Source organism: Lacibacter luteus (assembly GCF_004118265.1).
Classification (GTDB): domain Bacteria; phylum Bacteroidota; class Bacteroidia; order Chitinophagales; family Chitinophagaceae; genus Lacibacter; species Lacibacter luteus.
Window position 1 is genome coordinate 297,148 of the sequence record NZ_SDHW01000006.1, and the last position, 11,796, is coordinate 308,943.

The window sequence follows — 11,796 nt, forward strand, 5'->3', positions numbered from 1 at the left end:
TCCACAGTCTTACATCGTATCTCCAACCTCGTACCTCGTACTTACTCTTTATTTACTTGTCATTCGTACCACCGGAATAATCATTTCCTCCAAACTAACTCCACCGTGCTGAAATGTATTTCGGTAATAGTTTGCGTAATAGTTGTAATTATTGGGGTAACAGAGGTACACATCTTCCCTTGCAAAAATGAACGATGAATTTACATTCGGTACAGGCAATCCTGCTTCTGCAGGATCACGAAAGGCCAGCACATCTTTTGGCTCGAAGTTGAGGTTGCGGCCATGTTTGTAGCGGATATTCGTTGTGGTTTCTTTATCGCCGATTACTTTAGCCGGCTTTTGTACCCGAATGCTGCCATGATCAGTTGCCATTACAATGTTGATCTTTTTGTCGGCAATCTTCTTTAGTGCCTGATTAAGCGGAGAATGCTCGAACCAGCTGGCAGTAATGCTGCGGTAACTTTTTTCATCGTTGGCCAGCTCTTTCAGCACTTCCATTTCGGTGCGGGCATGGCTCAGCATATCCACAAAATTGTACACGATCACATTAATATCGTTCTGCAACAGGTTATGGATATTGTTCACCAATTCCTGTCCTGCCTGGTGATTCAATACTTTGGTAAATGAAGCTTTCAAATCGCCTTTACCTAACCTGCGTAACTGTTCACGAAAAAACTCTTCTTCGTGCAGGTTTTTACCTCCTTCTTCATGATCGTTTTTCCATTGTTTGGGAAATTTCTTTTCAATATCAATCGGCATCAACCCACTGAAAATGGCATTGCGGCTGTACTGTGTTGCCGTAGGCAGAATAGCATAAAACGATTCTTCTTCAGCAATACGGAAATTATCTGCAAACACAGGCTGTATGGCTTTCCACTGATCGAAACGAAGGTTATCGATCAATATAAAAAACAAAGGCGTTCCTTTTTCAGCATGCGGTAATACTTTAAACTGAAACAACGAATGACTCATAATGGGCGATTCTGCAGCTTTTGGTTTAACCCAACCTGCATAGTGCCGTGAAATGTATTTGAAGAATTCGTTGTTGGCTTCGTTCTTTTGCTGTTGCAACACTTCGCTCATTTCCGGACTATCGGCCTTGCTCATTTCCAGTTCCCAATACACCAGCTTCTTGTAAATATCCATCCACTCATTGTAGTTGGGATTGCTGTTAAGCGCCATAAACAAATTGCGGAACTGTTGCTGATAAGCCGAAGTTGTTTTTTCGCTCACCAACCGTTTGTTATCGATGATCTTTTTTAAACTCAGCAATACCTGGTTGGGGTTTACGGGCTTTATCAGATAATCGCTTATCTGCGAACCAATGGCATCATCCATCAGGTTCTCGGTTTCATTTTTTGTTATGAGTACAACCGGTATCGATTGGTTTACTTCTTTGATCTTGGTTAGTGTTTCCAAACCTGTAATGCCGGGCATGGTTTCATCCATTAACACCACATCAACCGGGTTTTCTTTTACATAATCAATGGCATCGAAACCATTCGTTAATGTATGTACCTCGTATCCCTTCCCCTGGAGAAATAATTTCTGCGATTGCAGACTTTCAATCTCATCATCTACCCATAATATTTTTGCTAAAGCCATACTAATTGGTTTATTGCTAAAGTTAAGCACTCAAGGTACAAGTTTCAACGCATAAGCTATTACCTTTGCACACTTCCCTGTTTGATATTTAACAGATTATCCTGTTATTGGCATAAAAAGTAACAATCGATAAACGCATGAAGTTTAGAAAAATAGTGAATGATCCGGTGTATGGGTTTATTACGTTCGACGATGAGTTGATTTATAAAGTGCTTTCACACCCTTTTTACCAGCGCTTACGACGTATTCATCAAATGGCAATGGCACATATGGTTTATCCAGGTGCTGTACATTCGAGATTGCACCACAGCATGGGTGCTTATCATTTAATGAGTCTTGCATTAACCGAATTAAAAAGCAAGGGTGTTGACATTACAGCCGAAGAAGAACAGGCAGCAAAACTGGCCATTCTGTTGCACGATGTGGGACATGGACCTTTCAGCCATTCGCTGGAACATGTGTTAATTGAAGATGTACATCACGAAGAAATTTCGTTGCTCATTTTTGAACATCTCAATAACGAGTTCAATGGAGCTTTAAGCTTAGCTCTTTCTATTTTCAAGGATACATATCCTAAAAAATTTCTTCATCAATTGATAAGCGGACAGCTTGATGTTGACCGTATGGATTATTTAACCCGTGACAGTTTTTACAGTGGCGTAAGCGAAGGCGTTATTGGTTACGACCGTATTATTAAAATGATGGTTGTGCATGATAATGAGTTGATGGTTGAAGAGAAAGCTGTTTACAGTATTGAAAAATTTTTGGTGGCACGCAGGCTTATGTACTGGCAGGCTTACCTGCATAAAACGGTGTTAAGTGCTGAAAATATGCTGGTGAAGATCCTGGAAAGAGCACGCTTGCTGGCTAAGCAGGAAGAAGGTCTTTTTTCATCCACCCCGTTATTGGACGAATTTTTGCGTACAACACAATCGGCAACATTTATACGAAACAACCTGGCTAAGTTTTGTGAGCTGGACGATTACGATGTGCTTGCTTCCATTAAAAAATGGCAGCATCACCCAGATAAAGTACTCAGCACCCTCAGCCAATGGTTGTTAAACCGTAATATGCTTAAAACAAAACTGCAGATGCAGCCGTTTGATGAAAAAGAAATTGAGGCCGTGCAGCGTAAAGCAAAGGAACAGTTGTCGTTAACAGACGAAGAAGTTGAATATTTCGTTTTTAACGGTATTGCCGAAAACAGGATGTATAATACAGGCAACGAGCATATTAATATCCTGTTTAAAGACGGAACGGTTAAAGATATTTCTGAGGTGGAATATGGATTGATTCATGAAACTGTGCTGAGCCCCGTTCGTAAGTTTTATCTTTGCCGCCCTGCGCTAAAGTAAAAAGTGCAGAAAGCACGTTATAAAGATTGTTTTGCAACGTTTTTGAAAGTAACTTTAAAATAATAAGACAGGATACATGGAGTTTTCGGCCTCGCAAATTGCGCTCATCATTAAAGGTTCGGTAGAGGGTAATCCCAATGCAACAGTTAGTTCCTTCAGTAAAATTGAAGAAGCCGTTGCAGGTCAGCTCGCTTTTTTAGCCAATCCCAAATACGAAGATTATTTATACAGCACCGGTGCATCGGTAATCATCATCAACGAATCGTTGGAATTACGGCAAGCTTTAGCCGCCACTCTTATTCGTGTGCCCGATGCTTACAGCGCTTTTGCCACACTTTTACAGGCCTACGAACAAATTATGGAACAAAAGATGGTAGGCATTCAGGAACCATCTTTTGTAGCTAAAACAGCTACTATCGGCGAAAACGTATTCATTGGAGCCTTCAGCTATATTGGCGAAAACGTAAAGCTGGGAAAGAATGTAAAAATCCATCCGCATTGCTACATTGGTAACGGCGTTACAATCGGCGATCATTGTGTATTGAACCCGGGCGTGAAGATCTATCATAACTGCGTTTTGGGTAATAAAGTAATTATCCATGCAGGCACTGTGCTTGGTGGCGATGGTTTTGGTTTTGCCCCACAGGCAGACGGTACGTACAAAAAAGTTCCGCAAATTGGTAATGTGGTAGTGGAAGATGAGGTGGAGATTGGCTCCAATTGCACCATCGACAGGGCAACCATGGGTTCAACCATTATTCATAAAGGTGCCAAGCTCGATAACCTTATACAGATTGCACATAATGTAGAAATTGGTACCTATACCGTTATTGCTGCACAAACCGGTGTTAGCGGCAGTACAAAAATCGGCAGCCGGGTAATGATTGGCGGACAGGCAGGCATTGTTGGTCATATTACCATTGCCGATGGCAGCCGTATTAATGCCCAAAGCGGTGTAAGCAAATCGTTGAAACAACCTAACAGTGTAGTTACAGGCTCACCAGCCTCCGATTATACCAGTACATTACGCAGCCAGGCCATTTTTCGTAACCTGCCCGATATGGAAAAACGCATTGCCGAACTGGAGTTATTGGTTAAACAACTGATGGCCGAAAGGGAAAGTATTCAGTAAGCTATCTGCTTACAATCGTTTCACCTGTTTTTTATTACTTTCGTGCCCATGAATCAGAGCAATGGCAACAGCCACAGCAACCAACATACTCTTGGCCAACCAATTACCATCAGCGGTGTAGGCATACACACCGGCGCATCGGTTACAATGACGCTTGAACCGGCCGAACCAAGTACAGGTATTGTTTTCCAACGCATCGACTTACCCAACCAGCCTTCAGTTAAAGCTGACGTTGATTTTGTAACAGAAACCAATCGCAGCACCACTCTTTCCAACAACGGAGCTACTGTTAGCACTATTGAACATTTACTGGCTGCATTTGCCGGCTGCGAAATAGATAATGTATTAGTGAAGATCGACGGACCGGAAGTACCGATCCTCGATGGCAGCTCTCAGCCATTTGTTGAAGCTCTTGAAAAAGCAGGCCGTCAAAAGCAGGATGCCATCAAAACATGGTACACGATCGACCATAATATTTTTTTCCTCGATGAAAATAAAAAAGTGGAAATGGTAGCAATGCCTGCCGATAGTTTCCGCATCAATACACTTATCGATTTTAACTCACCTGTACTTGGCACACAACATGCGCAGATGAGTAATATTGAAGAGTTCAATAATGAAATTGCTTCGTGCAGAACATTTTCTTTCTTTCACGAACTGGAATTTCTTTTAAAGAACAACCTCATTAAAGGCGGCGATTTAAACAACGCCATTGTGGTGGTTGATAAACCGGTTAGCGATGAGCAACTGGAAACCTTGTCGAAAGCTTTTGGTAAAGAAAAGTTTGCTGTAACAAGCGAAGGTTATCTTAACAACTTAAAACTTCGTTTCCCTAACGAGCCTGCCCGTCATAAACTCTTAGATCTTGTTGGAGACTTATCGTTGGTAGGTATGCCATTTAAAGCCCACATTATTGCAAACCGCCCCGGCCATGCAAGCAATGTGGAGTTTGCACGCAAAATCAAGGAACATATTAAGAAGAACCGCTTCAAAGCAAATGTTCCAGCATACTTCCCCGACAAACCCCCTGTATACGATGTAACACAGATCGAAAAGATCATGCCGCATCGCTACCCGTTTTTGTTGGTAGATAAAATCATCGATCTTACAGATACTTATATTGTAGGCGTAAAGAACGTTACGTATAACGAACCTTTCTTCCAGGGGCATTTTCCCGGCAACTATGTTATGCCCGGCGTATTGCAGGTAGAAGCATTGGCACAATGTGGTGGTTTACTCGCTATTCCAAAAGATACCGACGATAAATACGATACCTATTTCCTGAAAGTAGATAATTGTAAGTTTAAACAAAAGGTAGTACCGGGCGATACGTTAATTTTAAAAATGGAACTGAAAAGTCCGATCCGCAGAGGTATTGTTGAAATGAAAGGAACCATCTTTGTAGGCAGTAAAGTTACCTGCGAAGCCGACCTTACTGCACAAATTGTAAAAAGAACCAAGAATGATCAGTAACCTTGCTCATATACATCCGAATGCGCAAATAGGCGCCAATGTAACGATTGATCCGTTTGCAGTAATTCATGATGATGTGGTTATTGGTGATGGTACTCATGTAATGAGCAACGTTACCATTTTCTCCGCATCACGAATTGGTAAGAACTGTAACATATTTCCCGGAGCTGTTATTGGTGCCGTACCGCAGGATCTGAAATACCGTGGAGAATATACGCTTGCTGAAATTGGCGATAACACAACCATCCGTGAATGTGTAACCATTCACCGTGGTACTACCGATAAAAACACAACCAAGGTTGGCAGCAACTGTTTAATTATGGCTTATGCCCATGTGGCGCACGATTGTATTGTTGGCAACAATGTTATTCTTGCCAACTCGGTACAACTGGCCGGTCATGTTACGGTTGATGATTTTGCAATTATTGGTGGTATGAGTGCGGCACACCAGTTTACACATATCGGTAAGCATACCTACATTGCCGGTATGAGCGCCATTCGAAAAGATGTTCCTCCTTATGTAAAGGCTGCACGTGAGCCATTGAGCTATGTAGGAATCAACAACGTTGGTTTAAGTCGTCGTGGTTACAGCAAAGAAACCATTGAAGAGATCTTCAAAATTTATCACATCCTCTTTGTAGAGAAGCATATTGTTTCAAAAGCACTGGAATTGATCGAACAGATGCTGCCTTCTACTGAAACAAGAGATGAGATCCTTGCTTTTATCAAAAGTTCAGGCATCGGTATCATCAAACGTCATTCACAAACAAGCAGTGATGAAGATATTGCTTTCTGATGCCGGCAAGCGATACAACAGGGAGTGGATCTTTCGTCACCTTACATACGAATTTGAACAGGCGCAGGCCTATGCAATTACCGGCAACAATGGTTCCGGTAAATCGACCCTGCTGCAAATAATATCGGGAGCTGTTCAGCACTCCGAAGGAACCATTCAATACCACGAGGACGATTTGATCGCTGCTGATGTTCAACATCGTTTTGCAGCAATGGCAGCTCCTTATCTTGAACTGCCCGAAGAAATGACATTGACAGAGTTTCTTACATTTCACCAATCGTTCAAAGCTTTTTTACCTGGTTTAACTGTAAAAACAATCATTGCATTGCTTGGACTTGAAAGAGCAGCTGCAAAACAGATTCGCTATTTCAGCAGTGGTATGAAGCAGCGTGTTAAACTGGCGCAGGCCATTTTAAGTGATGTACCGGTGGTGTTGCTCGATGAGCCTTGCACCAATCTTGATGCAGACGGTATTTCGTTGTATCATCGTTTAATTAATGAGTATTGTGCTGAACGTTTGGTGATCGTTAGCAGTAACGATGAGGTGGAATACAAATTCTGCAATCACAAGATCAGCATTATGGACTATAAAGAATAAGCACATGTATTTCCATCATCTCAACAACATTCCTGCAAAAGAATTATTTCCCGGCTATCATGGCAAGTTTGTGCACACGGGTACATCTACGGTTGCCTTCTGGAATATTGATGCGGGATCGCCCATTCCCGAACATGCACATATGCACGAACAAATTATGCATGTAGTAGAAGGTGAGTTTGAATTAACCATTGATGGAAAAACAGAACGTTTAACTGCTGGTGCAGTTGTAACCATTCCGGGAAATATTAAACACGGTGGCAAAGCCATCAGCAACTGCAAAGTGATTGATATTTTTATGCCGGAGAGGGAAGAGTATAAATAGAGTGTTGATTGATTTCAATTTTCAAATCATCAAATTCGCAAATTTTCAAATTGCGTTCTATCCCCTGCTTGCAATCAACAAATTCAGATCGGTATATTTTAAATCGAAACGTTGGCTTAAATAAAAATTAGTGAGGGCTCCTTTAAACAAATAAATGCCGTTGCGGATATTCAGCTTGTGCCAGAGCAGTTTTTCCAAACCACCTTCGTCCGCCATTTCAAGTAAAAGCGGCATCAATACATTGCTGATGGCTTGTGATGCGGTACGTGCAAAACCGCTTGGTATATTCGGTACGCAATAATGAATTACACCATGCTTTATAAAGATGGGACTTTCATGACTTGTTACTTCGCTTGTTTCAAAACATCCGCCTCTGTCGATGCTAACATCTACAATTACACTACCGGGCCTCATTTGTGCCACCATTTCTTCGGTTGCAACAATGGGCGTTCTTGCACCACCGATAGATGATAAGGCACCTACTGCCACATCGCATGTTTTTAATTGCTTGGCCAATATTTTTGGTTCAACAACTGAAGTCCACATACGATGACCAATGGCCGTTTGCATGCGTTTGAGTTTGTAAATATTGTTGTCGAATACTTTTACACTGCCTCCCATTGCCAATGCTGTACGTGCAGCATATTCGCCTACAATTCCTGCGCCGATGATGATAACTTTTGTTGGCGGTATACCACTGATACCTCCTAACAGCACACCTTTACCATTATTAAAACTGCTAAGGTATTGTCCGGCGATGAGCATTACCGCACTACCTGCAATTTCACTCATGCTGCGAACGATGGGATTATGACCGGAATCATCTTTCAGATTTTCGAACGACAAAGCAGTAATTCGTTTCTCCATCATCCCTGCCAGGATTTCGGGTTTCATCACCGCAATATGAATAGGAGAAATGATAGTTTGACCCGGCTTCAGTAATTCCAATTCTGCTTCGCAAACCGGAGCCGACTTAATAAGTATATCACATTGATACACTTCTTTTCGCTCGTACGCAATTTTTGCACCTGCTTCGCTGTAATCTTTATCGCTGAAATGAGCGCCTTCACCGGCAAGATATTCGATCATTACCCTATGGCCATTGTTCACCAACACACTTACAGCTTCGGGTGTAAGTGCAACACGGTTTTCCTGGAACATATGTTCACGAGGAAGACCAATGAACAGCTGTGCGCCTTTCGATTTAATATCTAATTTCTCCTCTAATGTTTCGTAGCTGAACGATGCGCTCACAATCGGTTTCGATAAAGCCATACGGTTTGTGCTGGTTTCTTGTTGGAAAGAGGTACAAATTACAAAATCAGGACGGAACTTTCACCGTTAATCTGCGGGTTGTGCTGTCAACAACATCAATTGAAAGCTGAACAGTAGCTGCAGGAAAAAGATCGGGTATTTTTTCAGGCCATTCCACAAAGCAAAGATCACCGCTGTACAACACATCTTCCACACCAGCCTGTATGGCTTCTTCTTCGTCTTTGATGCGATACAGATCGAGATGATACACAACCGATCCGTCTGCCGCTTTATATTCATTGATGATGGAAAACGTTGGACTGCCAACTGCATCACTTACGCCCATCACATCGCACAGAGCATGGATGAATGTTGTTTTTCCGCTGCCCATTGCAGCATAAAAAGCCCACACTTTATACTGCGTTAACTGTTGCAACACTTCTTTTGCAACGCTGTGTATATTCTCCTTTGTAATTGTGTAATGCACTGCAGAATTGAATGATGGTTGCAAAGATATTGATTGATGCGCTTTTACTCTTACTGTAACTTTACAGTATGGAAACAATGAACTGGAAAGTTGATGGAATGACTTGTGCAAATTGTGCCCTCACCATCAGCAAATACCTCGAAAAAGAAGGGTTGAAAAATATAAAAGCCAATCCGGCCAGCGGCGAAGTGCATTTTGATTTTACAGAAACAACCGACCAGGATAAACTTGAAAAAGGATTAGAATCCTTAGGCTATATTGTTGCAGAACGCAACGGTGTTACAGCTAAACCGGAAGAGAAGAAAAAGATGAACCGCTTTCTCCGGTATGTATTGTTATGTGCTCCGTTTACATTGGTGCTGATGTTACACATGATCGAGAAATGGATACACATTCACTGGCTCATGAATCCATGGGTGCAGTTGGGTTTGTGTTTGCCGGTTTATGTTATTGGTATGAATTATTTTGGACGCAGTGCATGGAAAAGTATCCGCAACGGCTTGCCGAATATGAATGTATTAGTGGCTGTTGGTGCCACTGCTGCATTTGTTTACAGCTTGTACGGAACACTTACAGGGCAGGCAGAAGAATACATGTTTTATGAAACAGCAGCTACCATCATCACACTTGTATTTCTTGGTAATTATTTAGAAGATGCATCTGTTGAACAAACCCAACGTGCATTAAACAGTTTGGCAAAAAGCCAAAAGGTAATGGCCAACATGATTGCATTTGACGATCTGCACCAGGAACAGATCTTCCCTGTTGAAAATACAGTGTTGCATGTTGGTGATCTTATTTTGATCAAAAGCGGTGAACAGATACCTGCAGATTGTAAAATACTATGGGGTGAAGCAACAGTAAATGAAGCCATTATTACCGGTGAAAGTTTACCGCTTACGAAAAAACAAAAAGATCAATTGATTGGTGGAAGTCTTTTGGTTGATGGAACAGTAAAAGCGCAAGTAACTGCAACTGCAAAAGATTCTGTACTTGCTAACATTGTGAACTTAGTTAAACAGGCACAAGGAGAAAAACCTCCTGTACAACAACTAGCCGATAAGATCAGTGCCATTTTTGTACCCATTGTATTAGGCATTGCAGTTGTAACATTAGCCGCCAACTGGATCATCTTAAAAGAATTTACACCTGCATTAATGCGCAGCATTGCTGTGTTGGTTATTGCCTGTCCTTGTGCAATGGGACTTGCAACGCCTGCAGCAATTGCAGTTGGGTTAGGCCGTGCTGCAAAAAATGGCGTGCTCTTCCGTAACGCAAAAAGCCTTGAGCTGTTTAAAAACATTACACAGGTTGTGTTCGATAAAACAGGAACACTTACTACCGGCAGATTTACATTAGCAGATTGGGCAATAGTGAATAATGAATGGTCAATGGTGAACAATAAAAATCAACAATCAAATAAGGATGAGTTTATAGGTTATATGGGTACCGCTGATCAGCTTTTGATTCATTCACCACTCACAATTCAAGACCAAGAATTCCAACGCATTGTTTATTCACTGGAAAAATATTCCAATCATCCGATTGCTGTTTGTATAGCTACAGAATGGAAAACGAACAAAGATGAACGCTGGGCTTCGATTGAGGAGATCAAAGGCTTAGGTATGAAAGCTGTTACAAAAGACGGTGTGGAATGGATCGCAGGTTCGTATAAAGCAGCAGCAGATCAAACAATGGATGAAAACCATAATGTGTATGTATTGCGTAATGGCGAACTGGTTGGCTGGGTTGATGTAAAAGATGAATTGCGTACGGAAGCAAAACCGATTGTACAATACCTCAAAAGCAAGAACATTAAAACCATTTTGCTGAGTGGTGATCGTAAGGCAAAAAGTGAAGCCATTGCAAAAGAATTAGGTATTGATGAAGTAATTGCCGAACAAACACCTGAGCAAAAACTGGAAGTAGTTGAGCGTTTAAATAAAACCACGCCAACTGCAATGGTGGGCGATGGTATTAACGACGCACCTGCATTGGCAAAAGCAACCATTGGTATTTCGTTGAGCGAAGCATCGCAGGTGGCTATGCAAACTGCCGATGTGGTATTGATGAATCATGGTTTAAAAAATCTGCCTTTATCATTAGGTTTGGGTAAGCATACGTTCTTAACCATCAAACAAAATTTATTCTGGGCATTTTTCTACAACATCATTGCTATACCCGTTGCTGCATTTGGTTTATTAACACCAACCTTTGGTGCATTGGTAATGGGGTTAAGTGATGTAGTGCTGGCAATCAACAGTGTAAGGTTGTTTGTGAAAAGAGTGGTTTAAGAAACGTGAGTCGTGAATCGGCAGTTGTGAGTGAGATCCCGAACCTTTCGGGTTACCTATATTTCACAGGACTTTCATTTTCTTACGAAAATGTATAGTTTGTACTAAAAATATGTTTCTTAACCTGTCTCACACCAATCTCGATCTATTTAAAGTATCACGCACATTTACACTGCTTTGCTATAAGGAAACAAAGTCTTTTCCTGCAGATGAAAAGTTTGCAATGATTCAACAAATCAGAAGAGCCGCATTATCTGTTCATCTGAATATTGCCGAAGGTTCTTCCAGAAAATCACTCGCCGAAAGAAAAAGATTTTCGAAATTGCAAGAGGTTCACTTGTTGAAGTAGATACAGCTTTTGATATTGCGGTGGAATTACATTACACAACAAAAGAACAATTACAGGAGCTTGGCTCATTGCTCATCCGATGCTTTCAAATGCTGTCGAAGATGATCGGAGCTTAACTCACGACTGAC

At 41.5% G+C, this 11,796-nt stretch carries 10 protein-coding genes and 1 pseudogene; 8 read left to right on the forward strand and 3 right to left on the reverse strand.

What is annotated here, in order from left to right; genetic code table 11:
• Nucleotides 1-48: 48 nt before the first annotated feature.
• A complete protein-coding gene (gene porX / locus ESA94_RS17980) occupies nt 49-1,605 on the reverse strand; it encodes a T9SS response regulator signal transducer PorX (RefSeq protein ID WP_129132325.1) in 1,557 nt (518 codons plus the stop codon).
• Between the two features lie 137 nt (nt 1,606-1,742).
• Here porX and ESA94_RS17985 point away from each other — a divergent pair, with 137 nt between their 5' ends.
• From ESA94_RS17985 to ESA94_RS18010, 6 genes are all read left to right on the forward strand, one after another.
• Nucleotides 1,743-2,960 (forward strand): HD domain-containing protein, encoded by a 1,218-nt coding sequence (locus tag ESA94_RS17985; protein ID WP_129132326.1) that lies wholly within the window; start codon nt 1,743-1,745, stop codon nt 2,958-2,960.
• A 76-nt stretch (nt 2,961-3,036) separates the two neighbouring features.
• Entirely contained in the window at nt 3,037-4,092 is a 1,056-nt protein-coding gene (gene lpxD / locus ESA94_RS17990) for a UDP-3-O-(3-hydroxymyristoyl)glucosamine N-acyltransferase (protein WP_129132327.1), read from the forward strand.
• Nucleotides 4,093-4,140: 48 nt separating this feature from the next.
• Entirely contained in the window at nt 4,141-5,565 is a 1,425-nt protein-coding gene (locus tag ESA94_RS17995; RefSeq protein ID WP_129132328.1) for a bifunctional UDP-3-O-[3-hydroxymyristoyl] N-acetylglucosamine deacetylase/3-hydroxyacyl-ACP dehydratase, read from the forward strand.
• Nucleotides 5,555-6,361, forward strand: a complete 807-nt coding sequence (lpxA, locus tag ESA94_RS18000; RefSeq protein WP_129132329.1) for an acyl-ACP--UDP-N-acetylglucosamine O-acyltransferase — start codon at nt 5,555-5,557, stop codon at nt 6,359-6,361. The genes ESA94_RS17995 and lpxA overlap by 11 nt, the downstream gene beginning before the upstream one ends.
• Nucleotides 6,342-6,959, forward strand: a complete 618-nt coding sequence (locus ESA94_RS18005; protein ID WP_129132330.1) for an ABC transporter ATP-binding protein — start codon at nt 6,342-6,344, stop codon at nt 6,957-6,959. Before lpxA ends, ESA94_RS18005 begins: the two co-directional genes overlap by 20 nt.
• Nucleotides 6,960-6,963: 4 nt before the next feature.
• Nucleotides 6,964-7,284 (forward strand): cupin domain-containing protein, encoded by a 321-nt coding sequence (locus ESA94_RS18010; protein ID WP_129132331.1) that lies wholly within the window; start codon nt 6,964-6,966, stop codon nt 7,282-7,284.
• A gap of 57 nt (nt 7,285-7,341) precedes the next feature.
• Here the strand turns inward: ESA94_RS18010 and ESA94_RS18015 are convergent, their stop codons facing one another.
• A complete protein-coding gene (locus ESA94_RS18015) occupies nt 7,342-8,559 on the reverse strand; it encodes an alanine dehydrogenase (RefSeq protein WP_129132332.1) in 1,218 nt (405 codons plus the stop codon).
• Nucleotides 8,560-8,605: 46 nt separating this feature from the next.
• Nucleotides 8,606-9,049 carry a tRNA (adenosine(37)-N6)-threonylcarbamoyltransferase complex ATPase subunit type 1 TsaE gene (gene tsaE, locus ESA94_RS18020; protein WP_240671089.1) on the reverse strand — a complete coding sequence of 148 codons (444 nt, stop codon included), beginning with the start codon at nt 9,047-9,049 and terminating at the stop codon, nt 8,606-8,608.
• A 44-nt stretch (nt 9,050-9,093) separates the two neighbouring features.
• Here tsaE and ESA94_RS18025 point away from each other — a divergent pair, with 44 nt between their 5' ends.
• Together ESA94_RS18025 and ESA94_RS18030 are read left to right on the forward strand one after the other, a co-directional pair.
• The gene (locus ESA94_RS18025; protein WP_129132333.1) at nt 9,094-11,319 is read left to right on the forward strand and encodes a heavy metal translocating P-type ATPase; all 2,226 of its coding nucleotides are present in this window, start codon (nt 9,094-9,096) and stop codon (nt 11,317-11,319) included.
• 112 nt (nt 11,320-11,431) lie between these two features.
• Nucleotides 11,432-11,784, forward strand: a pseudogene (locus tag ESA94_RS18030) (four helix bundle protein).
• Nucleotides 11,785-11,796: the final 12 nt, after the last annotated feature.